Genomic DNA, 22,538 nt, shown 5'->3' with positions numbered 1-22,538 from the left:
GCCTGTCCTTAGTTCAACCATATTTTTTGCATTTTCTGTCATATTTTTTCACTTTTGTCCATGGGCAGGCTGCAAACAGGATTCAGACACCGGGAACCAGGCTTTCATCTATCTCGTTTAAACAGGGCATGGCCTCCTGGGCTCCTATCTTTGTCACAGTTATGGAGGCTGCCCTGGCTGCAAAGCAGCAGGCCCGGCGGTCCGTCATACCTTTATATTTCCCATAGGCAAATGCTCCTATATAGGAGTCCCCTGCCCCGGTGCTCTCCGTCACATGCTCCACCTTTACGGGTTCAATGGATACCGTTTCTTCCTTACCCAACAGCATGCTGCCCTTGGAACCCAGGGTGACAATGACAGTACCCTCTGTCAGCTGGCTCAGCCTGTCTGCATGGGCCCTGACCATTTCCCCATCCGTTATGTCTACTCCGGCGTAAAAGGACGCCTCTGTCTCATTGACTATCAGGCAGTCCACCAGCTTAAGCACTTCCCTGTCCAATTCCTTGGCCGGAGCAGCGTTCAGTATGGTGTATACATGATACTGTTTTGCCTTGCGGATAATATGCTCCACCACATTGGTGGGAATCTCAAGCTGGAGAATGATGATTCTGCTGTTCCTGACCAGTTCATCCAATCCGTCTATTTCCCTGGCCGTGATATCAAAATTGGCGCCTGTGATGATGGAAGCATACACAGTCCCATCCTCCAGGGCGTGGACCACGCCCACTCCCGTGGGGCTGCTGCTCCTGCCGATGCAGGAACAGTCCACGCCGTAATCTCTTAACTTTTCCACCAGTGTATCGCCAAAGGAATCCCTCCCCACCTTGCCGACCATAATGGTATCAATTCCCAGTTTGGCGCACTGCACTGCCTGGTTGGCGCCCTTTCCTCCTCCGGAATAGGTTATGCTGTCAGCCGTGTATGTCTCCCCTAAAAAAGGCATACGCTTCTGCTTCATGATAATATCATAGTTAAGGCTGCCGATAACACAAATGTAATCTCTCTTGCAATCTCTCATTGTTGCCACCCCCACATGCGGTTATTCTGCCTTTGCCTTTTTATTCAGTCTCATGGCTGCCAGTTTTTCCTGGATTACATCCACGTATACCGCAAATACTATGATAAGACCTGTGGCGATATACTGCCAGAATGTATCCACACCGCAGACCACCAGCCCCACCTTAAGGGCCTGGAGAAGGATTGCACCCAGAAACGTGCCTATGATGCTGCCCTTACCGCCGGCCAGGCTGGTGCCTCCGATGGCCGCCGCCGCAATGGCATTGGTTTCGTAGCTGGCTCCTGCAGCCGGCTCGCCGGTTCCCAGCTTTGCCAGCATGACCATTCCTGCAAAAGCAACGCAGACACCGCAGATAGCATAGGCCATGATTTTATTGAAGTCCACATTGACGCCTGACAGGCGCGTGGCCTCCTCATTGCTCCCAATGGAGTACAGATAGGTGCCGAACTTCGTGTGCTTCAGCAGGATATAGGCTGCCACGGTCACAATCAGGAACAGAATCATGGATGAAGACAGGGTGCCGATTACATCGCCGTCCATGATATCCCTGAAGTTCTGGGGAATGTTAAGCACAGGCCATCCTCCCGTTATCAGGTAGGCAACGCCTCTGTACACAGACATCATGCCCAGGGTTGCCACAAAAGGCTGCAGCTTCATCTTAGCCACAAGGATTCCATTGACAAGCCCCAGTACAAACCCTATGGCTGCGCCTGCAAATACAGCCGCAAAGGGATTCAGTCCCATGACCAGGAAATTACCCACGCTTACAATTACAATAGCCAGTGTGGAGCCCACTGTCAAGTCGATTCCGGCCGTAATGATGACCAGGGTCATACCAATGGCCAGAAGGCCGTTGATAACGGACTGGTCCAGGATATCAAGCAGGTTGGACGGCGAAAAGTAAATGGGCTGTATGACCCCAAACACCACCATGATTACAGCCAGCGCAGCAACTACTTCTAATTCCCTTGAAAACTTCTTAATCATATTCTTCATAGTCAGCCTCCCATCGCAAAACTCATTATGACTTCTTCATTCAGTTCGTCATGGTTCAGAAATCCCATGATTTTTCCTTCCCTCATGACCACGACCCTGTCGCTCATGCCAATCACCTCCGGCAGCTCTGAGGACACCATGATAATGGCCTTTCCTCCTGCTACCAGCTCCTCCATCAGGCGGTAGATTTCCGCCTTGGCCCCCACGTCGATACCCTTTGTGGGCTCGTCAAATATAATGATATCGGCATCCGTGGCCATCCACTTTGCGATAATGACTTTCTGGGCATTTCCGCCGCTCAGGCTCTCTGTCAGGTAATCCGGATCCGCCGGGTGCAGGTTCATTTCCCCGGTGTAATACATACAATTGTCGTATATTTTCCTGGCGTTCACAAAGCCTCTGGTGCAGAAACGGTTCATGGAAGCCAGGGCCATGTTGCGGGCATTTGTAAAGTTTTTTACAAAGCCCTGGGTCTTCCTGTTCTCAGGTATCAGCCCCAGACTGTACCGAAGGGCATCCTTCGGACTCCTAATGTCCGCCTTTTTACCTTTTATGTAAACTTCCCCGCTGGTATAGGGGTCAGCGCCGAATATGGCGCGCATCACATCTGTTCTCTTGGAACCCACCAGCCCTGCAAAGGATAAAATCTCGCCCCTGTGGAGTTCAAAGCTTATGTGTTCAAACACGCCGTTTCTGCACAGGTCCCTGACCTCCAGCACCACCTCCCGGGAAGCGCACAGCGGATTGTTCCTTACAGCATAGGCGGACACGTCTCTCCCTACCATGTGGCGTATCAGCTCTTCCTTGGATGTCTCCTTCATGTTCAGGGTGGTGATGTATCTTCCGTCACGCAGGATACTGGCCCTGTCCGCAATGGCGAACACCTCATCCAGACGGTGGGTGATGTATAAAATAGTGATGCCCTGGGCCTTCAGCTCCATAATCATCTTAAGCAGGCGGTCCACCTCACGGTCTGTCAGGGCAGAGGTGGGCTCGTCAAAGGAAATGATTCTGGCATTGTGGAACAGGGCCTTGGCAATCAATATCATCTGCATCTCACCGGTGCTTAGGGAGTTCACCCGGTCCCTGCTCCGGAACTTGCATCCCAGCTTTTCCAGAATGACATCCGTCTTCCTGTACATGGCGTCATAGTCCACCAGGAATCCCCTGGTCACCTCATAGCCAAGGGCGATATTCTGCCCAACCGTCAGCTCCGTCACAAGGTTTACCTCCTGATGCACCTTGGCAATGCCAAATTCAATGGCATCATTGGCATTCTTAAAGTCCACCTTTCCCCCGTCAATCTCCACGCATCCATCATACTCCGGGTATATGCCGTGAAGGATATTGAGAAGGGTGGATTTACCTGCGCCGTTTTCCCCCAGAAGGGCGTGTATCTCCCCTTTGTCCACTGTAAAATCCACATTGTCCAGCGCCTTATTGCCGGGGAACTGCTTTGTTATATTGGAAAAATGTATCATTGTCGCCATATTTTATCCCCTCTTTGAAATATCAGCCAGGGGTTTGACCCTCTGGCTGATGATGGTTACCATGCTGTCTTTGTCTATTTTGCGTATACAGGGTCGGTCCAGCCAATGATTTCTTCTGCCGGTTTGTCCACGTTTTCAGCATCAATCAGGGCCTGGGGCGTCCAAAGCACTCTTGGAATCTCCTGTCCGCCCAGGCTTCTGAGCATTACCTCGCCTGCAATCTGGGCCTTATAGAACGGGAAGGAGTCAATGGTTGCGTCCAGCTCACCCCTGCGGATGGAATCATAGGCCTCTCCAATGCCGTCAACGCCAACCACCAATATATCCTTGCCGGAGGACTTCACTGCCTCCACTACGCCCAAAGCCATGGTGTCGTTGTTGCAGAAAATAGCATTCAGGTCCGGATACTGTTTAATCCATGTATCTGCCAGGTCCTTGGACTTCTGGCGGTCCCAGTCAGCATTCTGTTTTGCCACAATCTCAATGTCCTTTGCATTGGCCGCCATCCAGTTTTCAAAGCCCTCTGTCCTCTGTCTTGCCGCAAACGCCTTAGGCATTCCGATAACAATGGCCACCTTGCCCTTGCCTCCCAGCTTATTGGCAATCCACTCCGCCGCCAGTTCCCCGTTCTGGTCCGCCTTGGGTCCTACGAAGGAATCCGCGTTGGCAATCAGTCCGTCGTTTACATTGATAACCGGGATACCGGCTTTCTTTGCATCCTCCACGCCAGGCGTCAGGTTTCCGTCGGAAATAGGAGAAAGGAGCAGTCCTGTGTACTTCTTATTAATCATATCTTTTACAATGGAAAGCTGTCCCTGTTCATCGTTCTCGCCCTGGGCAGAAGTCACGTCTATGGTAATGTTATAACCGGCTGCTGACGCCTTGGTCTGGTATTCGCCGTACCCCTCCCGCAGTGTCCTCCAGTACTCATTGTCAAAGGATTTTGCCACTGCGCCCAGCTTGACTTCGCCGTCCAGCTTCGGAACATCCCCCAGCTTCTCCCTCAGTTCCTCGATGCTGACGCCTGCCTCCTTGTCCGGATTAAAGGTGTCTGCCGCTGCCTCTGTCTGGGCCGTGGAGGCTGCCTGCTTATTCGTACATCCTGCCATGATTCCCGCCGCCATGGCAATTGCTGTCATGGATAAAACCAAACCTCTTTTTTTCATCTTTTCTTCTCCTTTTACATTAAAATAGTTTTTGTTTATAGGAAAGCAACCATCATGTTGCTCACAGCTACTGCGTCATTCTGTTCCACTACCTTCTCCATCCGGCAGAGCCCATAGGTGTCAATGAGCTGCTCAATCCGCCGGCACATCTTTATATTTGCCTCGCATTCCTCCACTGCCTTCTCCCGTTTGGGGAATGTGTCAAAATATATCACGCCCTGGAAATCGTATTTCTTAAGGTAGTACATGACCTCCACTGTCTTCCAGAAATTAACGGTTCCCACCATAAGGCCGTCGTCCGTGGAGCCCTCACCGTCATTGAGGTGAATATTATAAAGCTTTCCCCGTTCCAGCAGCCAGGCCGCTGCAAATGCAGGATTTTCCTTCTTCATCAGCATATGGCAGAAGTCCAGGGTAACGCCCAGGTTCTCCCTGTCCACGTCATGGAGGATGGAAACCGCTGTCCCAAAGCTGTCAATGAATGCATGCACCCTTTCCTCATAGGGCTTATACTCAATGCTCACAGGCACCCCGGAATAATCGCACACATCCCGGAACGCCTTCACAATCCGGTTCCAGTAGCTCACATAATCAATCTGAAAGGAATAATCAAAACCGTCAAACCCCAGCCAGATAATCATCTGGTTCCCCCCCAGCTTCCTGCATGCGTCCGCCGCTTCCCTGCACAGGGTTATGGCGTCCTGGGATATGGCTGGTTCCCGGTTTCCAAATTCACCTCCTATGTACTTGTCCCTGAATCTGAGGTTGATGGCGTTGCACCGCAGTCCGCAGTCCTCCATCTTCGCCTTTATCACCTCTATATCATAGTCAGCAAAATGTTCCGGATAATTCAAATCCACATAGTCCACGCCCTCAATGGCTCCTATGGACCTGAATGCATTCAGCAGGTTGCTGTCAAATCTCAAAAATGAGTTAATCCGTGTGGCATACTTCATATGATTGCTACCTCCTTGTAGCTTCATAATAGCATTTGTTTCAAATTATGTCAATACTTTTCAAATTATTTTATTTCATTTTTTGGCACTAGTTTCTATATTTTTTCATTTGCATTCAGACGCATACAGCATTTTTTGTTTGTACGGGGTGGTTTTCATGGTTTTTCAGGTAGTTTTAACTAATTTTATGACTCTTTTCTGCGTTTTAATGGAATTCGGCTTTTCTCTATGTGCCATATTTTTTCATTTATTTTCATTTCACTGTTATCCATGGTTATCCGGGGGCATCCGGTCATAAAATGATAAATGCCGCAGAAAACAGCTGGACTCCCAGCATCTTTCTGCGGCATTTATTGCCCTCTTACTAAATCTCCAATTAAATTCCAAAGGTTTCAAAGAGCTGTTTACGGTACTCCCTGTCCTTTGAGGCTCTTTCCAAATCATCATACCGTTTCTCAGCCATGAGCAGCAGGTTCAGCCTGCTGACCCGCTCTTCACCTTCTTTTTCTCCTTCCTCTTTTCCCTCTTTTCTGCCGTCCTCAATCAACTCATCAATTGCCCTACACACATCCATCCCCTCCTTCTCACCTTGATTTTCCATTATAGCAGCCAGTCTTTTCTGCTCTCCCAGCAGCGCCAGAAGGGCATTGGCCTCATTCCGGTTCAGCCTGCCAAGTGCGTCGCGATTTTCTTTCACATACTCATACAGCCTCTTTTTATCTGAATTATATTTTATCATACTGAATATCTGCTGTAAACATATGAAGAATACACTCAGATTCTCCATGTTTTGGGGATTAATCTTATAATTGGGTATAAAGTCCCGTATAGCCCCGACCTCCTCCAAACAGTTGTCAAATCTCAACATCTGGTGAAGGCCACATAAAAATGAAGCTTGCTATTTATATAATTTGTATTACCACTTTATATTTTTATATATTTAATAAAAATATAAAAATATTATTGACTAATATCCCCCCCGTGTATTATACTTATAACAAAGTTTAAACCGATATTTTCACACACAAAAGGAGCGGAACGGTATGAGAATCAAATTAAAAGAGGGTATAATAATAGCAATGGCATTATCCTTGTGCATGCCACTCCATGCAGCTGCCGCACAGGGAGGGTATACCGAATCTTTTCAGGAGGAAAACAAGGATACCGAAGCTATCTGCATCATTGATATGACAGAAAAAGTCTATAACTCGCTAACAAGAATGCCAAGCGTCGTGGATGGCAAAACACAAGTTATGGCTTTTTCTGTTGAAAACCTCAAGAGCAATTCTTATGTAGATGGTTATGACTATGGAAAATCACTCAATCCCGGTACAAGACAAACATATTATGTGGTTTGCACTGCAAGAAGCTCCGGAACCACTGCTGATGTTGGTTTGGCATACTATAATAGTAAGGGAAAATATATTATCAACAGCAAAACATCCTTAAGTGGATATGATAGCTACGGGACAGTTTCCGCGACACCAACATTTAAAAATTACGGATACGTAAAAAATACTGGCTCAGCTAAGCTTACCGCATCATATGTATACATGAAATAAAGGAAAACCCCTAATAACTATCGGCTTAAATTTTATAAGGGAGCATCTCAACTATGAAATTAAAATGCAGCATTGTTATATTGGCCACCCTGGCATCTTTTCTTTTTTTAGTAAGCTGCCAAAATACTAGCGGAACAGCAGAAAAACAACAAACCAAATTAATTGAATCCTATTTGCAAGACTTAAAAAACGGTAATACGGAGGAGGCTTCTACAAAGGTCCGATTTACAAAAGCAGAAATAAATGCCGGTTTACCAGATATATTCTGTGATGCCATGCAAGGATATGATTATAAAGAATTAACGATTCATGAAATTAAAAAACTGAATGATTCTATTTATCTTGTAAATGCCACGGTCAATACAAACTTTGACAGCGAGGATAAATCTGAATATATCGATGTTGAATTCAATCCTTTTATTGTATTCTATGATAACGAATATAAAATCGCTTTTGTCAAAGAGCAGGTTCCCCAAAGCTTATATGGAGACTTAAAGGCACTGCCGGATAATTATGATGATAATTTAGACTACATCATATTTGAGGATGGTGATGAAACCTTTAACCTAGAATAGCCCATATGCGCCTGGCAGACGATACAATGATAACACAACATTTTCTGCAATACTACCTGACAGCTATCATCGATAAAAGCAAATATATGTTTATATTTTTATTAAGATGTATTAAAATATAAACAGGAGGTTGTATTGTATGGGAAAAAAATTATCACCAATGGAATATAAGTTCATGGAATTTATTTGGAAATTCCCCCAGGGGGTATACAGTAACTTAATATACGACGAATTTCCCCAGGCACAGGGCACAAAAGGGGCTATTTTATTTCATATCAAAGAAAAAGGGTATGTATCAGTCCAGCAGAAAGGAAAGCAGACCCTCTATACCCCGCTGATTAGCAAACTGGAATATGATAAAATGGCAATTAATATGAGGTTGAAGGATAAATTCGGAAGCAGCCGGTTGGAAAATCTGATTGCAGCATTATGCGGTAAAAAGAGTTTAACAGAACAGCAGGTAGATAAATTATATCAATTGATTGAAGAACTGAAAGAGGAGGATAATGATTAATTGGCTTGAACTGATATTTGTTATGTCAGTTGTATCCAGTATAATGTTCGGAGCTGTCCTTTTGATTGAACGCTTTTATAAAACTGAATACATTGAATACGTATTTTTTATGATGAAAGTAGTTCTAATTATCTTTCTAATCCCCATGTTTATATTGATAACGAAGATTGTCATGGACAGCATGGGGTATACTGTCCATGATATTCATGGGGAAGATATAATGAGTGTCATTTGTTTTAATCGCTACAATATTGCCATGCTTCCCCATATTCAGACTGCTGCAATATGTATGTTCGCCATATGGGGATTGGGGGCTATCTTAACTTTTATAAACTCTTTTATCAAGGGAAGGCGGCTGTTACATCATCTTATTAAAAGCTCTGAAACTATTTCAAAAACAGAACTGGACTGCATAATAGAAAAAGCAAAAACAGAACTGGACATACGAAAGCTGCCTGTGTTATATAAATCTCATCTCATAAGCACACCATTTTTGACAGGAATCTTCAATCCAAAAATCATATTTCCAGGCAGGGATTTTTCCGAGGAAGAATGGGACTTAATGCTAAGGCACGAATTGATGCATCTTAAATCGAATGACTTGTTGTTTAAAGCCATTATTGGCATTGTACACTGTATCCATTGGTTCAATCCCATTGTATATCTATATAAAATAATCTTTTTTGATTTCAGCGAATATGCTTGTGACAAGCGAACAGCAGCAGCTTTTAACTCCAGACAAAAATCGCAATATGCGGGCCTCATCATCAGCCTGGCCGCCACAAGACCGGAATATGAACAGACGGTCACATTCGTTGATCGAAATTACAGGGTGATTGAAAGGAGGGTTAAAGAGATTATGAAAAAACCAACAAAGGAAAAAAGTGCATTATTAATCGGAACAATGGCACTTTTTATATTACTATGCCCAATGGCCTCATATGCTGCGGCATCCGGAGTAATGGAAGCCCAATCTATAGCGGTAAAGAATGAGCTTACGAAAAACATTGAAGAGAGCACTATTTTTCTAAGCCAGGAATCATCCGTAAACATGAGAGCAGATGCAGTAAAGGTCATATTAGTTAATCCCAGAGGAATTAACAATATTGACATGTCTCTCGAAGCAGGCAGCACATATATGTTTGACTCTCTTTCTTTGAAAAAGGGACAGGAAATAACGCTATCAATCGTATCCGATAAGTCTTCCGACCGTTTCTCGGTCAGTATCACTGATAAATCTGGAAAAGGAAAACTCTTCTCATCCAATAAAGGCATGGTATCCGCTGCCTATACCGTCCCTCAGAATGGCGATTATAAGATTTATATGAACGGACCAAATAGCGACAGCGACGATATCCATATCAGCGGAACGATACGGATTGAATAGTGGACGCACAGCAGCACCTGAATTTAGATATTTTACCTGTCTGTTTGACAAGGGACATATCGTAATTAACAGGTGCTGCATTTTTCTATCTGCAAATAGATATTACATAATCCTCACATTTTTAAGCGCCCCGGTCTTGGAAAACTGGGTCCACTCACACACATTCACAGCGTGGTCGCCTATCCGTTCCAGATATTTTGCCACCATCAGCAAATCAATCCCCTGGTCCGCCTGGTCAGGGGAGGATTTGAGCAGATGAATCACATCCTCCTTTACCTGGTTAAACAGCGTATCCACCTCGTCATCCCGGTCAATGATTTCCATGGCAGCATCCAAATCCTGGTCAATGAATGCCTCTATGGCGTCATGGACCATCCTGCCGGCCGATGCAGCCATAACCGGAAGATGCTTCACAATGTGGTATGCATGCTCGCTTTTAATCCTCAGAATCAGCTCCGCGATATCCGAGGCATGGTCGCCTATCCGTTCCAGGTCAGTCACCACCTTAAGGGCCGTGGACACCTGGCGCAGGTCGCTGGCAACAGGCTGCTGGCGCAGTATCAGGGACAGGCATCTGGACTCAATGGCCCGTTCCATGTCATTGACAGTCCGGTCGCCCTTAATCACATCCTCAGCCATCGTATAATCCTGGTCCTCAAATGCCGTAAAGGTCTGCTCAATGGCGCCCTCCACCATGTGGGCCATCTCTTTTAAATCCTGCTTCAATACTTCCAATTCATGTTCGTACGTAACCCTAACACTCAATCTGATTCCTTCCTTCTGCCATCATCCGAAACGGCCTGTAATATAGTCTTCTGTCCTTTTATCCTTTGGCATGGTGAAAAGTTCATCCGTAGCCGCATACTCCACCACCTCTCCCACCAGGAAGAATGCAGTGTGGTCTGCTATACGTGTGGCCTGCTGCATGTTATGGGTCACGATGGCCACCGTGTATTTATTCTTAAGGTCATCCATCAAATCCTCAATCTTCAGGGTGGATATGGGGTCCAGGGCTGACGTGGGCTCATCCATCAAAAGGACCTCCGGCTCCACAGCCAGCGCCCTGGCAATACAGAGACGCTGCTGCTGGCCGCCGGACAGCCCCAGGGCTGATTTTTTCAGGCGGTCAGAGACCTCATCCCACAGGGCCGCCCCCTTAAGGCTGTTCTCCACGATTTCATCCAGCCTGGCCTTGCTCTTAATGCCATGGATTCTTGGTCCGTAGGCAATGTTGTCATAAATGCTCATGGGAAATGGATTTGGCTGCTGGAATACCATTCCTATTTTCTTTCTCAGCAGGGTGGTATCCACCTGGGAATCGTAGATATCCTCATCATCCAGGAGAACGGTTCCATCTATCTTAACGCCCGGCACCAGGTCATTCATGCGGTTTAACGTCTTCAGGTAGGTGGACTTTCCGCAGCCTGACGGCCCTATGAAGGCAGTTATTTTATGTTCATACAAATCCAGGTTTATGTTTTTAAGGGCATGATTTTCCCCGTAGTACAGGTTCAGATTCCGGGTTGAAATCTTTGTTTTGCTTTCCACGCTTAATCTCCTTTGCTGATTGAAATGGTCCGTCATATCCTACGCCCCTGCTTCCACATTAAACCGGCGGGACATGTATTTTGCCAGACCGTTGATTCCCAGTACAATGACCAGAAGGACCACGGCCACGCCAAAGGCTTCGTTATACTTTGCTTTCTGCATGAACAGGTAGAGCTGTATGGTAAGGGTGCCTCCTGATTCAACTATTTTTGAAAACAGGTTCTTTGGAAGGTAATAGCCGCTTCCTGCCGTGAACAGCAGGGCAGCTGACTCTCCCACAATCCTTCCGATAGCCAGAATTACGCCTGTAAGGATTCCCGGCATGGCGCTGGGAAGCAGTATGGTCCGTATCATGTACCATTTTGTGGCCCCGATTCCAAGGGCTCCATGGCGGTAGCTGTCAGGCACGGTCTTAAGGGCTTCCTGGGTGGTTCTGGTTATGAGGGGCAGAATCATAATGGTCAGGGTCAGGGCTCCTGTAAGTATGGAATACCCCAGGCCCAGGGCATTTCCAAAAAACACCATTCCAAACAGGCCAAATATGATGGAAGGGATACCGGACAATGTCTCTGTGGTAAACTCAATCATGCGCACCACTTTTCCCGGCTTTGCATATTCGTTCAGATACACGGCGGAGCCAATGCCCAGAGGGGTGGCCATAAGCAGGGTGATGATTACAATATACAGTGTGTTTATAATATTTCCCAGGATTCCAAAAGTACCCTTTGTGGCGCTGGAGGCCGTGCTTAAAAATGCCCAGGTTACATGGGGAATTCCCCGGACAAACACATAGCCCATTATGCCTGCCAGAAGAAGGATGGAAAAACCAGCGCAGATGTAGATGACAACTGTAAGAAACATATCCAGGCCGCGTACACGCTTACCGTATATGCTGTCCCGGACAACAGACTCCTCATGGACCTGGACTGCAATATCATTTGTCATTCCTGTTTCCTCCCCTCTTTAAAATCCTGGTAAGGCTTACATTGATTATCATGATGAAGGCAAACAGGACCAGACCTATGGTAAAGAGCACCTGTCTGTGAAGCCCTGCCGCATACCCCATCTCCGACACAATGGCTGTTGTCAGGAAGCGGACGGAGTTAAAGGGAAGGGGCAGGTTTACGGAGCTTCCCGACACAAGGCTGATGGCCATGGCCTCGCCGATAGCCCTGCCTGTTCCCAGCACAACAGCTGTTATAATGCCGGATTTGGCAGCAGGCACAATTACCTGGAATATGGTCTGTATCTTTGTGGCGCCCAGGGCCAGGGAAGCGCTCTTTAGATGGGCCGGAACAGACCTGATGGCGGATTCGCTGATGTTGATGACAGTGGGGAGAATCATCAGGGCAAGTACCAGCACAGCTGATATCAGGTTGGCCCCGCCTGTAAACTGGTGGGTTTCAGACCCCTTAAACAGTATCAGCTCCAGTTTGTACATCAGAGGATTGAGAATCAGGATTCCCAGCAGGCCGTATATGACAGAGGGAATGCCGGCCAGAAGCTCCACCGCCGGACGGACCATGTCGCTGAGCCGTTTGGGAGCTACCTCTGCAAGGAATATGGCAGTCATAACGCCGATGGGAACACCAATCAGGATTGCCAGAAACGTTCCTGCAACAGAGGTCAGGATGACAAACAGTATACCGAAGCTGGGGGAAGCTGCGGCAGGCTGCCACAGGGTCCCGAACAGGATTTCCAGCAGCCCCACCTTAAACAGTGCCGGCGTACCGCTGATAAGCATATATAATGTGATGGAAGCAACAGCCAATACGGCGAAAAAGCCGCAGGCAGTAAAGATGCCCTGTGCAGCTTTTTCGACGGCGGACTTGCTGCCATGACAGGAACGTATGGAACATGTCTCCGCTCTCATGCAGGAAGTCTCCTTTCTCTATTCCGATTATTTGTCAACCGCAATCAGTCCAACAGACCTGACAATTTCTGCGCCTTCATCGGAGTAAACATAATCGAAGAGGGCCTTTACAAGGTCATTCTGCCCGCTAATATCTCCCTTGGTAGCCATTACGAACGGACGGCTCAGGAAATAGGTGCCTGCCTTGATGTTTTCCTCTGTGGGCTCGGCGCCTTCCAGCTTCACGGCCTTTACCGTGTCATCCAGTACATCCAGGGAAACATAGCCAATAGCGCCCGGGGTGGAGGCCACCTTTGCCATCACTGCGCCGGTGCTGTCCAGCTCGTTGCTGTATTTGCACATGTCTTCCAGCTTTAACAGTTCCTCAAATGCGCTTCTGGTGCCGGAACCGGACTCCCGTCCAACCACTACGATGGGCGCGTCATTTCCGCCCGCATCCTTCCAGTTGGTGATTTTTCCTTCATAGATATCAGACAGCTGCTGCCTGGTCAGGTCCTCCACTGCGTTGGCCGCATCAACCACCACTGCAATGCCGTCAATGGCTACAATATTCTCAGCCACACCGTCAGCCTTCTCCTCATCTTTTAAGTTCCTGGAAGAGTTGCCGATATCGGCTGTTCCGTTGCTGACAGCCTCCACGCCTGCGCCGGAGCCAACAAATTCAGCTGTCACCGTTACATTGGGATATTTCTCCATAAAGGATTCGCTCAGGGCATTGGCAAACTTCTCCATAGAGGTGGAGCCCACCATGCTGATGGTGCCGCTTAAATCAGCTGAGGGAGCGCTGCCGTCCTTTTCCGCCTCTGCGGCTGTACCCTCTGTGCCGCCGGCAACACCGGATGTACCCTCAGATGCCGGGACCGTCCCTGCTGTGGTTGCGGCAGCCGCTGTGCCTGCGGGCGCTGCGGTTGTCTCTGTGCCGGTACCGCCGCATCCGGCCAGTATGCCCATGGCCAGAACTGCCGTGCCTAACAGCGCTGTTACTTTCTTTCCACTCATTCTCATCAAACATTTCCTCCTGAATCATTTCGTTTATTGTCATGTTTGTTCTTATCTTTTCTACAGTTTGGAGTATACATAAGATTTACATCCGGAGAAATCATGATATGGTATAGTTTCTGTAAAATGTGTGTAAAGCCGCAGCAGCCGTCCGCTAATCCTGCATGAATCATTAACGTGCATCCCCGGGCACGGCAACGCCAAAAGGCACCTGCCGCGTCAAAAACAGCAAGTGCCTTTTCCATTTAGGTTCATTCTATCCGCTTTTATTCTGTCCGCATCCTGTCTCAGCCTTTACAGACATCCTCCACAATGCGTTCCATCTCTCCCCACTTTTTCTCCATATCCGCCACCAGTCCGAACTGGGTACGGCAGCGGTCCAGGTTGTGCTTCTCCCTGGCTGTCTTAAAATAAGTGTCACCGGACAGATAATCCGCCAGGAACCGGATTCCGCATTCCAGGGTCATAAGCCTGGCCCCCTGAGGAAGCATCCTGACCTCGGCCTGGGTAAGGCTTCCCGCACATCCCTCCAGAAATCCCTTTGTGTATGTCTCAAAGAGAGAAAGGGACAGGGATACCTTGCTTAAATCCGTTTCATCCTCCTTCGCGGTATTGGCGCCAAAGCGGATGGAGTCTCCAAAATCAAAGATAGAAAGTCCCGGCATCACGGTATCCAGGTCAATGATGCAGATGGCCTGACCGGTCTTGTCATCAATCATGATATTGTTTAATTTGGTGTCATTATGGGTCACTCTCAGCGGAAGCTCCCCTCTGGCCAGCATATCCATGGCCAGCCCCATATCCTGCTCCCTGTCCATGACAAACTGAATCTCATCCCGGACCCCTGACGCCCGGCGGCAGATATCCTCCTCCGCTGCCTTTGTAAATGCCCTGAACCTGCCCGGAGTGTCATGGAAACCCGGAATGGTCTCTGCCAGCTCCCTGGCAGGATAGTGGGACAGAAGCCTCTGGAAATGTCCGAAGGCCTTTCCGCTCTGGTAAAAATCATCCGGCTTTTCCACCAGGTTATAGCAGGTGGCTCCCTCAATGAAGAGATACATCCTCCAGTAATTTCCCTGACTGTCCACATAGAATGGGGCTCCCTCTCCTGTCTTTATAAGGTTCAGCGTTTCCCGGTCCGGGTCCCCTCCGTTTTTAATGACCTCCTGCCTCAGGAAGGTGGTAACCCCCTCAATATTGTGCATAAGGGATACCGGGTCCCGGAAGATATCCGTATTCATCCTCTGAAGGATATAAGGATGGTTCTCACATATGAGGCGGAAGGTATCATTGATATGGCCGCTTCCATAGCGCTCGCAGCTTACCGCCGCACCATCTGTGACAAAGGCCGCAGCTGCCTCCCTAAGTATATGTTTATCAATTTCTGCGCTCATTTTCCTTATTACTCCCAAAGTTTCTCCGGATATAATCCCTTATGCTTAAGGTCCTTAATGGCGTTTACCACTGTATCCTTATCCTCCTTATAGGTGACCCCGTACCAGCGGTCCACGCTTTTTAAGACAGTCACCTCCGCCAGACCTGCTTTGAGAAGTTCATCCACCACAAAGGGAAGAAAATACTCACACTTCATGGGATTTACAGGCAGGTTTTTATCCAGGAAGGCTCCAAATCTGTTTTCCAGCTCGCCCAGGATACTCTTTGTGAAGCCCCACATGTTCATGGAAACAATGGTGGATTCCGGAAGCTCTGTCCATGTGGCGCCGCCGTCCTCCGTATATTCAGCCTGATTCCCGTGTTTTTCAATTCTGGTCCGCTCACGGATATCCACCAGACGGCTGCCTGCATCGGTCCGGCACACCCCTCTTGCCACATATCCATTCTCTGTCAGGGTATTGTACAGTTTATAGCCCACCATGGTGTACTGGTACCGGTCCGTGTCCTCCACGGAGGCCAGCTGGTCATAAATCATACGGAAGGCTTCTTTGCCATAATAATCATCTGCATTGATTACCGCAAAGGGTCCGTCAATCAAATCCCTGCAGCAAAGGACTGCATGGCCTGTACCCCAGGGCTTCACCCTGCCCTCAGGCACCCCGTATCCTTCCGGAACCTTATCCAGTTCCTGGTAAACATAGGCCACATCCATATATTTGCTGACGCGGTTTCCAATGTGAATCTTAAAATCTTCCTCAATGGCTTTCTTGATAATGAATATGACCTTTTCAAATCCCGCTTCCCTGGCATCATATATGGAAAAATCAATGATGATATTCCCATAGGGGTCCACCGGGTCAATCTGCTTTAATCCTCCGTAACGGCTTCCCATTCCGGCCGCCATGATTACTAATACTGGTTTCTGAGACATGCTGTCCTTCCTCCTCACACAATACATTCTTATCCCTTTACACTGCCTCCGGTCACGCCTGCTAGAATCTTTTCTGACAGGAAGATATACAGGATGAAGGCGGGCAGGAATACAATCCAACAGCCACCGGCCGTACCTTGCCGGAGAAGCCTTAGGGGCGTTGCTTTGTCTGCCTATTTAATCAGCTCTTCCTTATAAAATCCGTGCCGCACTTCGGGCAATGCACACTTACCTTCCCGTGCCCCCTGGGTATACGCACTTTTTGTCCGCATCCCGGACACTTAAAGACGCGGTACTTCCGGCCTTCTGTAAAACGGAATTTAATTTTCCTGAAATACTCCGTTACATAGAACCGAAGACGCAGATATACCTGGTTTTCCTGGTAACGCTTTCCCACGTTCTTTGAAAACATCCGGGCATACAGGCAGATAATACCCGCCAGCTCCAGAAATCCCAGGAACGGGGACAATATCCTTACCCTGACAAAAGCATTTAAAAAAATCAGCGCAAGCACAGCATACATAATGAACTGGCCCAGCTGGTCCATACCATATCGTCCTATCATGAAACGCTGGAATTTTTCCCTCAATTTATTCATCTTTAAACAATCCTTTCCCAATTATCCGGCCTGCCGCCAAGACGCTCCGCCGCAGCCGCGAATCATTCATCCGAGAGTAACTATAACCTAATTTTTGCGGGAAAGCAATGTACAGCCAGGGTTTTAATGATTATTTTATAAATACGGACAGAATGCCTCCTCCCAACAAAATATTTTGCCATCTTGACATTATATACCCTATCTTCTATAATCAAAATTGGTCTTAGGACCGCATTCCATGTTTTAGACATGATAAGAGAGAAAGGCGGCTAACTGAAATATGATTATTAAATGATTGAACAGCAGCAGATAATTTACACACTCCCTTCCCGGACTGTATAAAACCCGGGCGGATTTTGTGTGTCTTTGTCATTTCGTTCAGTCATTCAGGGAATCATATTCCATACGGCCGTATTTTTGCATACCGGGATGTATCTGTATATCCATATACATCCATTGCAGCGGACAGGCATGTCCCGGCAGGCGCACACGCAACGCCCTGACCTGTACATTCCCGTTCCTTCTGCGCTCTTGCAGGCCAGGTTTATTCCCTTCTGAACGAAGTGCGTTCAGGAGGGTTTTTTTTATGTTATTAAATGCACTGAATATTAAAAAAGAATATGGAATCCAGACTGTGCTGGATATAGAAAAACTGGAAATCCGGGACGGGGACCGGATTGGCCTCATCGGACGCAACGGGGCGGGCAAATCCACCCTGTTAGGCGTTCTGTCCGGAAGGATTGCCTGCGACCAGGGCATTGTAAAACGAAATTGCGCCATTGCCGAGATTCTCCAGACCGGAGAGACAGAGGATGAACCTGAGGCCAGGCTTTTAAGCCGGTTAAAGCTCCGGGACAGCGCGGTGAAAAGCGGAGGCGAGAAAACCAGACGGGCCATTGGGGCCGCATTTTCCAGCCAGGCCCCCCTGCTCTTTGCCGATGAGCCCACCACCAACCTGGATATGGAAGGCGTGGAGCTGTTGGAAAAAATGATGGGCGGATACCGGGGCGCCATCCTGATGATATCCCATGACAGGACCCTTTTAGACCGGGTCTGCAATCAGATATGGGAGCTGGACAAAGGAGCCCTGCGGGTCTTTGACGGCAATTATTCGGATTGGGCGGCCCAGAAAGAACGGGAACTGGGTTTTCAGGAATTTGAATACCAGCAGTACCAGAAGGAAAAAAGGCGCCTGGAACGGGCTGCCGACGCCCTGCAGAGAAAGAGCCGGAAAATGGCAAAACCGCCCCGCCGCATGAGCAGCAGCGAATGGATGCTCTACAAGGGCGTGGCCGCTGTCCAGCAGGGTCATGTGCAGAGTAATAAATCTTCTGTTCTGAGCCGGCTGGAGCATCTGGATAAAAAGGAACGGCCGGATGAGCTGCCCCAGGTGTCCATGAAGCTGCCGGATGCAGGGCGGATACGGGCCAGAAATGCGGCCTCGGTCCGGCACCTTACCGTGCGCTACGGGGAACGCATGGTACTGAATGATGTGAGTCTGGAAATAGAAGCAGGCAGACGTACCTTCATCACCGGCAATAACGGGGCGGGAAAGTCCACCCTAATCAAGGCCCTGACTGACAGGGTCCCTGAAACCTTTATTACCTCCGAAGCAAGGGTCAGCTATTTTTCTCAGGACCTGGACACCCTGGACCCCCAAAAGACGGTGCTGGAAAATGTGGCTGAGGACGCCGCTTATCCCCGGCACATCTGCCGGGCCGTGCTGTCCAATCTCTATATGACAAAGGACGATATGTTCAAACCGGTCAGCGTATTATCCGGAGGCGAAAAGGTCAAGACAGCCCTGGCCAAGGTACTTGTCTCCGGCTGCAATTTTATGATTCTGGACGAACCCACCAACCATATGGACGTGTATACCATGGAGGGTCTGGAAAAACTGCTGGGAAGCTATGACGGGACACTGCTGGCCGTCAGCCACGACCGTACCTTCATAAGCCATACAGGGGACGTGGTCTGGCGTCTTGAAGGGGGAACCATACAAAAAGGAACCTTATAGCGTGTTTTTATGTTTCAGGAGATGCTAACCGTTATATTTTCTTGACAATAACGCTTTTCCATTATATGATAGGTTTACTATAATTATCCATATGGAGGAGAAGTATCATGAAAAAAAACGTATTGGGGATTCTACTGGCAGGCACCATGGGGGCCGCCCTTATAACAGGCTGCGGTTCCGGTTCTTCCGGCACTGCACAGTCCTCTGCCACGCAGCAGGCACAGGAATCATCCGCTGACTCCGGGCAGGCAGGGGACTCCGGACAGGCAGCGGACTCCGGGCAGGCAAAGGAAACAGAGGCCGCCGCTTCAAAAACCACGGACCTTCCCGGCCTGACCGGCCATACCCTGATGATTTACTGCGGGGCGGGCATGACCAAGCCCTTTCAAGAAATTGCCGACAGCTTTAAATCCGCCACGGGCTGCGTTATGAACGTAACCTACGCCAATGCCGGACAAATCCAGTCACAGATTACCACATCTGAGGAAGGCGACATGTTCATAGCCGGCTCCGCCGAGGAGTTAAAACCAGTGGAGTCCTATGTATCTGAGAGCAAGGCCCTGGTAAAACACATACCTGTCCTGGCAGTGCAAAGCGGCAACCCGAAAAACATTACCTCCCTGTCAAGTCTGGCTGGGGAAGGTATTGCCCTCATCATAGGCGATGTGGACTCCACTCCCATTGGAAAGATTGCAAAAAAAGCCCTGACCGACGCAGGCATCTTTGACAAGGTACAGATAGAAGCATCCACTACCACGGCGCCCCAGATGGCAACTGCCATTGCTGCGGGAGAGGCCGACGCAGCCATTATCTGGAAGGAGAACTGCGATGCAGCGGGCGTGGAAATCGTGGACAACAGCGGTTTGGAGGATTACATAAAAACTATCCCCGCAGCATCCCTGAGCTGTTCCGGGGACAATGAGGCCAGACAGGCATTTCTGGACTACTTAAATTCAGAGGATGCACAGGAAATCTGGATGAAGTATGGATATGAGATTGCAGAATAAACAAAAGAGGCACAGGGGAACAGACCTGTTCTCGGCCGTGACCATTGCAGTAGCGCTGCTGGTGATTCTTTTCATCGGCAGCGCCATCTGCGCTATTGCAGCCGGCGGAATTTCCTCCTTTGCAGGAACCATCCGTCAGAAGGAAGTGCTCTCCGCCCTGCGCCTCAGCGCGGTTACCGCCAGTCTGTCCACCCTGATTGTCATGGCTCTGGCTCTCCCCACTGCCTATGCCCTGACCCGGACCTCCATGCCCTTTAAGGAGCTGTCCGGCATCATCATTGAGCTGACTTTATCCCTGCCCTACCTGCTTCTGGGACTCAGCCTGCTTATCATGTTTTCATCGCCTGCAGGCAAATGGCTGAAGGAACAGGGTTTTAAAGTGGTATTTGCTCCTGCGGGCATTGTCATGGCCCATATCCTGGTAAACCTTCCCTACGCCATCCGGCTCATCCGTACTGCCTTTGAGGCGTCTGACCAGCGGATGGAATTCATTGCCCGGACCCTGGGAGCTTCCCCCTGGAAATGCTTCCTGACCATCCTCCTTCCCCTCTGCCGCAGAAGCCTTGTCAGTACCTTCATCCTGACCTGGTCAAGGGCCCTGGGGGAATTCGGCGCCACCCTTATGCTGGTGGGAATCACCCGGTTTAAGACGGAAACCCTGCCCGGCAGCATTTACCTGAGCATATCCACCGGCGACAACCAGGCAGCCATGGCAACAGCCATGCTGATGCTGATGATTTCCGGGCTGACCCTCTTTCTCTCCCGTCTGCTCAACAGTCCTGCGGACAGGAGCAAAAGGCAGGTGTACATACGATGAATGAAATAGTTATCAACAATTTTTCCGTGAAAAGAGGCAGTTTTACACTATCCCCCATCTCCCTAACCATCCAGAAGGGGGAAATCTTTGCCATCCTGGGCCGCACGGGTTCAGGTAAGACCGTACTGCTGGAAGCCATCAGCGGCATGTTTCCCGGCAGTACCGGCAGTATTCTATATGACGGAGTCAACATACGGGACATACCGCCCGGCCAGAGGAAGCTGGGCCTTGTATATCAGGACTACGGCCTGTTTCCCCATATGAAAGTAAGAGAAAATATTGGCTACGGGCTGAAGATGCACGGATTTTCAAAACAAGAGCAGGAGCGCCGCGTACAGGAGCTTATGGAAATGCTGTCCATCTCCCATATAAAGGACCAGTACCCCGGTACCCTGAGCGGTGGCGAGAGCCAGAGGACAGCCCTGGCGAGAGCTCTGGCACTGGCTCCCCAGGTTCTTTTATTAGACGAGCCATTTTCAGCCCTGGACCCGGCCACCCGCCGTTCCCTGTATCAGGAACTGCGCCGGATTCACCGGCATTTTGGCTGCACCATCATCTTCGTGACCCATGATTTCCTGGAAGCCCGGACCCTTGCAGGCCGTGCAGCCATCCTTTTGGAAGGGGAGCTGAAAACAGTCACCGACACCTCACGTCTCATGGACGGTCATTTTACCGATGAGGTGGAACGGTTTCTGGGAAGGAATCCGTGATATTGGATGGGGAGTACGGAGCATGGGTACAAATTAATTCTGCGCCCAAGCGCAAGAAAGAAAAGAGGATTATCACAATGACACATATCAATGATGCGCCGTCATTTTACAGAGAATTAAAATCACGTTTCAGGGAGCTGCTGACAAAAGAAGGGATTCTGGGCCAGCAGGTGGTAATCAATACCAAATCCCTTACGCCTGAGGAAGCCATTGGGATTACCGGGCGAAGGGATTTTCCCATCATAACCGGAAAGGACGTGATGGTCCAGGCAGAATGCATGGGCTCCCTGGGACAGGCATTCACCGACGCCCCATCTGCCTTTTGCGGTACGTTGGAAGAAATATGCTCCCTGGACCTGACAGAGGACCCCCACAGCCGCGGATTATTCATAGCTGCCCTGAATGCTGTCATGAAACACCTGGGCAGGGCGGACTGCACGGTCCACTGCCGCAATCAAGGACCGGAATCCTGCGCCATGGATGTGGTCCGGTATATTGCCGGGCGCTGCGGCCGCCCAAACATTGCGCTGATAGGCTACCAGCCCGCCATGCTGGAACAGCTTGCAAAGGAATACCAGGTAAGGGCGGTTGACTTAAGCCCTGCCAATATCGGCCAGGAACGCTTCGGAGTCCTCATTGAGGACGGACGCATCCCAGAGGTAAGCCAGGACCTGTGCCGTAGAGCGGGCCTGATTCTGTGCACAGGAAGTACGGTCTGTAACGGTTCCATCGTGAACTTCCTTCCATATAAGGACAAAATCCTGTTCTACGGCACCACCCTGGCCGGGGCAGCCCCTCTTATGGACCTGCCCAGACTCTGCTTTGCCGACCGGTATCAGGACCTGCCGTAATCCCCTGTAACAGCCTGGCCAAAGCGGCTCCGGTACTCCTGGAGCAGGAACACATTTTTATAAATTTGCGGTCCTTCTTGCAAAATACATCCGCCTGATGCTATAGTATAGAAAGATTTCATCAGAAC

At 49.1% G+C, this 22,538-nt stretch carries 25 protein-coding genes and 1 pseudogene; 9 read left to right on the top strand and 17 right to left on the bottom strand.

The window, feature by feature from the left end:
- Nucleotides 1-82: 82 nt before the first annotated feature.
- The 7 genes from I2H39_RS19950 to I2H39_RS19920 all read right to left on the bottom strand — a co-directional run bounded on the left by I2H39_RS19950 (nucleotide 83) and on the right by I2H39_RS19920 (nucleotide 6,365).
- The gene (locus I2H39_RS19950; protein ID WP_195627360.1) at nucleotides 83-1,018 is read right to left on the bottom strand and encodes a ribokinase; all 936 of its coding nucleotides are present in this window, start codon (nucleotides 1,016-1,018) and stop codon (nucleotides 83-85) included.
- Nucleotides 1,019-1,039: 21 nt separating this feature from the next.
- A complete protein-coding gene (locus I2H39_RS19945) occupies nucleotides 1,040-2,014 on the bottom strand; it encodes an ABC transporter permease (RefSeq protein ID WP_138311508.1) in 975 nt (324 codons plus the stop codon).
- A 2-nt stretch (nucleotides 2,015-2,016) separates the two neighbouring features.
- Nucleotides 2,017-3,504: a sugar ABC transporter ATP-binding protein gene (locus I2H39_RS19940; RefSeq protein WP_138311509.1), complete on the bottom strand. Its 1,488-nt coding sequence runs from the start codon at nucleotides 3,502-3,504 to the stop codon at nucleotides 2,017-2,019.
- A gap of 74 nt (nucleotides 3,505-3,578) precedes the next feature.
- Nucleotides 3,579-4,670 carry a substrate-binding domain-containing protein gene (locus tag I2H39_RS19935; protein ID WP_138311510.1) on the bottom strand — a complete coding sequence of 364 codons (1,092 nt, stop codon included), beginning with the start codon at nucleotides 4,668-4,670 and terminating at the stop codon, nucleotides 3,579-3,581.
- Between the two features lie 35 nt (nucleotides 4,671-4,705).
- Nucleotides 4,706-5,626, bottom strand: coding sequence for a sugar phosphate isomerase/epimerase family protein (locus I2H39_RS19930; protein ID WP_138311511.1), 921 nt, complete (start codon nucleotides 5,624-5,626; stop codon nucleotides 4,706-4,708).
- Between the two features lie 185 nt (nucleotides 5,627-5,811).
- The gene (locus tag I2H39_RS19925) at nucleotides 5,812-5,976 is read right to left on the bottom strand and encodes a hypothetical protein (protein WP_195627359.1); all 165 of its coding nucleotides are present in this window, start codon (nucleotides 5,974-5,976) and stop codon (nucleotides 5,812-5,814) included.
- Nucleotides 5,977-6,002: 26 nt separating this feature from the next.
- Nucleotides 6,003-6,365 (bottom strand): hypothetical protein, encoded by a 363-nt coding sequence (locus tag I2H39_RS19920; RefSeq protein ID WP_227147536.1) that lies wholly within the window; start codon nucleotides 6,363-6,365, stop codon nucleotides 6,003-6,005.
- Nucleotides 6,366-6,669: 304 nt separating this feature from the next.
- Here I2H39_RS19920 and I2H39_RS19915 point away from each other — a divergent pair, with 304 nt between their 5' ends.
- From I2H39_RS19915 to I2H39_RS29300, 4 genes are all read left to right on the top strand, one after another.
- A complete protein-coding gene (locus I2H39_RS19915; protein WP_138311513.1) occupies nucleotides 6,670-7,188 on the top strand; it encodes a hypothetical protein in 519 nt (172 codons plus the stop codon).
- A gap of 53 nt (nucleotides 7,189-7,241) precedes the next feature.
- Nucleotides 7,242-7,763 carry a hypothetical protein gene (locus I2H39_RS19910; RefSeq protein ID WP_195627358.1) on the top strand — a complete coding sequence of 174 codons (522 nt, stop codon included), beginning with the start codon at nucleotides 7,242-7,244 and terminating at the stop codon, nucleotides 7,761-7,763.
- A 139-nt stretch (nucleotides 7,764-7,902) separates the two neighbouring features.
- The gene (locus I2H39_RS19905; RefSeq protein ID WP_138311136.1) at nucleotides 7,903-8,277 is read left to right on the top strand and encodes a BlaI/MecI/CopY family transcriptional regulator; all 375 of its coding nucleotides are present in this window, start codon (nucleotides 7,903-7,905) and stop codon (nucleotides 8,275-8,277) included.
- A complete protein-coding gene (locus tag I2H39_RS29300) occupies nucleotides 8,270-9,664 on the top strand; it encodes a M56 family metallopeptidase (RefSeq protein WP_227147539.1) in 1,395 nt (464 codons plus the stop codon). The genes I2H39_RS19905 and I2H39_RS29300 overlap by 8 nt, the downstream gene beginning before the upstream one ends.
- A 102-nt stretch (nucleotides 9,665-9,766) precedes the next feature.
- On the opposite strand, the gene phoU is transcribed toward I2H39_RS29300, so the two are convergent.
- The 10 genes and pseudogenes from phoU to I2H39_RS19850 all read right to left on the bottom strand — a co-directional run bounded on the left by phoU (nucleotide 9,767) and on the right by I2H39_RS19850 (nucleotide 17,008).
- On the bottom strand, nucleotides 9,767-10,429 hold the full coding sequence (phoU, locus tag I2H39_RS19890) for a phosphate signaling complex protein PhoU (RefSeq protein ID WP_138311137.1): 663 nt from the start codon (nucleotides 10,427-10,429) through the stop codon (nucleotides 9,767-9,769).
- 21 nt (nucleotides 10,430-10,450) lie between these two features.
- Entirely contained in the window at nucleotides 10,451-11,248 is a 798-nt protein-coding gene (gene pstB / locus I2H39_RS19885; protein WP_138311138.1) for a phosphate ABC transporter ATP-binding protein PstB, read from the bottom strand.
- Nucleotides 11,249-11,251: 3 nt separating this feature from the next.
- Nucleotides 11,252-12,157 (bottom strand): phosphate ABC transporter permease PstA, encoded by a 906-nt coding sequence (gene pstA, locus I2H39_RS19880; RefSeq protein WP_195627357.1) that lies wholly within the window; start codon nucleotides 12,155-12,157, stop codon nucleotides 11,252-11,254.
- Complete coding sequence (gene pstC, locus I2H39_RS19875; RefSeq protein WP_138311140.1) at nucleotides 12,147-13,085, bottom strand: phosphate ABC transporter permease subunit PstC; 939 nt, start codon at nucleotides 13,083-13,085, stop codon at nucleotides 12,147-12,149. Before pstC ends, pstA begins: the two co-directional genes overlap by 11 nt.
- A gap of 27 nt (nucleotides 13,086-13,112) precedes the next feature.
- Nucleotides 13,113-14,090, bottom strand: a complete 978-nt coding sequence (locus I2H39_RS19870; protein ID WP_138311195.1) for a phosphate ABC transporter substrate-binding protein — start codon at nucleotides 14,088-14,090, stop codon at nucleotides 13,113-13,115.
- Complete coding sequence (locus I2H39_RS28915; RefSeq protein WP_207746900.1) at nucleotides 14,090-14,329, bottom strand: hypothetical protein; 240 nt, start codon at nucleotides 14,327-14,329, stop codon at nucleotides 14,090-14,092. The genes I2H39_RS19870 and I2H39_RS28915 overlap by 1 nt, the downstream gene beginning before the upstream one ends.
- A 42-nt stretch (nucleotides 14,330-14,371) precedes the next feature.
- Nucleotides 14,372-15,478 (bottom strand): aminoglycoside phosphotransferase family protein, encoded by a 1,107-nt coding sequence (locus tag I2H39_RS19865; RefSeq protein ID WP_195627356.1) that lies wholly within the window; start codon nucleotides 15,476-15,478, stop codon nucleotides 14,372-14,374.
- 8 nt (nucleotides 15,479-15,486) lie between these two features.
- Nucleotides 15,487-16,410: a sugar phosphate nucleotidyltransferase gene (locus tag I2H39_RS19860; protein WP_195627355.1), complete on the bottom strand. Its 924-nt coding sequence runs from the start codon at nucleotides 16,408-16,410 to the stop codon at nucleotides 15,487-15,489.
- A 29-nt stretch (nucleotides 16,411-16,439) separates the two neighbouring features.
- A pseudogene (locus tag I2H39_RS19855) lies at nucleotides 16,440-16,526 on the bottom strand (carbohydrate ABC transporter permease); the annotation flags it as partial.
- 65 nt (nucleotides 16,527-16,591) lie between these two features.
- On the bottom strand, nucleotides 16,592-17,008 hold the full coding sequence (locus I2H39_RS19850; protein WP_195627354.1) for a hypothetical protein: 417 nt from the start codon (nucleotides 17,006-17,008) through the stop codon (nucleotides 16,592-16,594).
- A gap of 586 nt (nucleotides 17,009-17,594) precedes the next feature.
- Here I2H39_RS19850 and abc-f point away from each other — a divergent pair.
- The 5 genes from abc-f (at nucleotide 17,595) to I2H39_RS19825 (ending at nucleotide 22,410) form a co-directional block, all read left to right on the top strand.
- On the top strand, nucleotides 17,595-19,025 hold the full coding sequence (abc-f, locus tag I2H39_RS19845) for a ribosomal protection-like ABC-F family protein (RefSeq protein ID WP_138311144.1): 1,431 nt from the start codon (nucleotides 17,595-17,597) through the stop codon (nucleotides 19,023-19,025).
- Nucleotides 19,026-19,132: 107 nt separating this feature from the next.
- Nucleotides 19,133-20,032, top strand: coding sequence for a molybdate ABC transporter substrate-binding protein (modA, locus tag I2H39_RS19840; RefSeq protein WP_138311145.1), 900 nt, complete (start codon nucleotides 19,133-19,135; stop codon nucleotides 20,030-20,032).
- On the top strand, nucleotides 20,016-20,849 hold the full coding sequence (locus I2H39_RS19835; RefSeq protein ID WP_330641130.1) for an ABC transporter permease: 834 nt from the start codon (nucleotides 20,016-20,018) through the stop codon (nucleotides 20,847-20,849). Before modA ends, I2H39_RS19835 begins: the two co-directional genes overlap by 17 nt.
- On the top strand, nucleotides 20,846-21,559 hold the full coding sequence (locus I2H39_RS19830; RefSeq protein ID WP_195627353.1) for an ATP-binding cassette domain-containing protein: 714 nt from the start codon (nucleotides 20,846-20,848) through the stop codon (nucleotides 21,557-21,559). The genes I2H39_RS19835 and I2H39_RS19830 overlap by 4 nt, the downstream gene beginning before the upstream one ends.
- Nucleotides 21,560-21,636: 77 nt before the next feature.
- Nucleotides 21,637-22,410 (top strand): hypothetical protein, encoded by a 774-nt coding sequence (locus tag I2H39_RS19825; protein WP_195627352.1) that lies wholly within the window; start codon nucleotides 21,637-21,639, stop codon nucleotides 22,408-22,410.
- Nucleotides 22,411-22,538: the final 128 nt, after the last annotated feature.

The organism is Clostridium sp. 1001283B150225_161107_B6, assembly GCF_015556325.1.
Lineage (GTDB): Bacteria > Bacillota > Clostridia > Lachnospirales > Lachnospiraceae > Enterocloster.
The sequence above is the reverse complement of the archived record's forward strand: the minus strand, read 5'-3'. Positions and strand labels throughout refer to the sequence as shown.

Excerpts from the sequence above, each read along its gene's own strand:
- pstB (WP_138311138.1), bottom strand. The coding sequence starts at position 11,248 with ATGACGGACCATTTCAATCAGCAAAGGAGATTAAGCGTGGAAAGCAAA.
- I2H39_RS19825 (WP_195627352.1), top strand. The coding sequence starts at position 21,637 with ATGACACATATCAATGATGCGCCGTCATTTTACAGAGAATTAAAATCA.
- I2H39_RS19930 (WP_138311511.1), bottom strand. The coding sequence starts at position 5,626 with ATGAAGTATGCCACACGGATTAACTCATTTTTGAGATTTGACAGCAAC.
- I2H39_RS19870 (WP_138311195.1), bottom strand. The coding sequence starts at position 14,090 with ATGAGAATGAGTGGAAAGAAAGTAACAGCGCTGTTAGGCACGGCAGTT.
- modA (WP_138311145.1), top strand. The coding sequence starts at position 19,133 with ATGAAAAAAAACGTATTGGGGATTCTACTGGCAGGCACCATGGGGGCC.
- I2H39_RS19830 (WP_195627353.1), top strand. The coding sequence starts at position 20,846 with ATGAATGAAATAGTTATCAACAATTTTTCCGTGAAAAGAGGCAGTTTT.
- I2H39_RS19865 (WP_195627356.1), bottom strand. The coding sequence starts at position 15,478 with ATGAGCGCAGAAATTGATAAACATATACTTAGGGAGGCAGCTGCGGCC.
- abc-f (WP_138311144.1), top strand. The coding sequence starts at position 17,595 with ATGTTATTAAATGCACTGAATATTAAAAAAGAATATGGAATCCAGACT.
- I2H39_RS19835 (WP_330641130.1), top strand. The coding sequence starts at position 20,016 with ATGAGATTGCAGAATAAACAAAAGAGGCACAGGGGAACAGACCTGTTC.
- I2H39_RS19905 (WP_138311136.1), top strand. The coding sequence starts at position 7,903 with ATGGGAAAAAAATTATCACCAATGGAATATAAGTTCATGGAATTTATT.
- I2H39_RS19920 (WP_227147536.1), bottom strand. The coding sequence starts at position 6,365 with ATGATAAAATATAATTCAGATAAAAAGAGGCTGTATGAGTATGTGAAA.
- I2H39_RS29300 (WP_227147539.1), top strand. The coding sequence starts at position 8,270 with ATGATTAATTGGCTTGAACTGATATTTGTTATGTCAGTTGTATCCAGT.
- I2H39_RS19940 (WP_138311509.1), bottom strand. The coding sequence starts at position 3,504 with ATGGCGACAATGATACATTTTTCCAATATAACAAAGCAGTTCCCCGGC.
- I2H39_RS19860 (WP_195627355.1), bottom strand. The coding sequence starts at position 16,410 with ATGTCTCAGAAACCAGTATTAGTAATCATGGCGGCCGGAATGGGAAGC.
- I2H39_RS19925 (WP_195627359.1), bottom strand. The coding sequence starts at position 5,976 with ATGCCGCAGAAAGATGCTGGGAGTCCAGCTGTTTTCTGCGGCATTTAT.
- I2H39_RS28915 (WP_207746900.1), bottom strand. The coding sequence starts at position 14,329 with ATGGAAAAGGCACTTGCTGTTTTTGACGCGGCAGGTGCCTTTTGGCGT.
- I2H39_RS19935 (WP_138311510.1), bottom strand. The coding sequence starts at position 4,670 with ATGAAAAAAAGAGGTTTGGTTTTATCCATGACAGCAATTGCCATGGCG.
- I2H39_RS19910 (WP_195627358.1), top strand. The coding sequence starts at position 7,242 with ATGAAATTAAAATGCAGCATTGTTATATTGGCCACCCTGGCATCTTTT.
- I2H39_RS19950 (WP_195627360.1), bottom strand. The coding sequence starts at position 1,018 with ATGAGAGATTGCAAGAGAGATTACATTTGTGTTATCGGCAGCCTTAAC.
- pstC (WP_138311140.1), bottom strand. The coding sequence starts at position 13,085 with ATGAGAGCGGAGACATGTTCCATACGTTCCTGTCATGGCAGCAAGTCC.
- I2H39_RS19850 (WP_195627354.1), bottom strand. The coding sequence starts at position 17,008 with ATGAATAAATTGAGGGAAAAATTCCAGCGTTTCATGATAGGACGATAT.
- I2H39_RS19915 (WP_138311513.1), top strand. The coding sequence starts at position 6,670 with ATGAGAATCAAATTAAAAGAGGGTATAATAATAGCAATGGCATTATCC.
- I2H39_RS19945 (WP_138311508.1), bottom strand. The coding sequence starts at position 2,014 with ATGAAGAATATGATTAAGAAGTTTTCAAGGGAATTAGAAGTAGTTGCT.
- pstA (WP_195627357.1), bottom strand. The coding sequence starts at position 12,157 with ATGACAAATGATATTGCAGTCCAGGTCCATGAGGAGTCTGTTGTCCGG.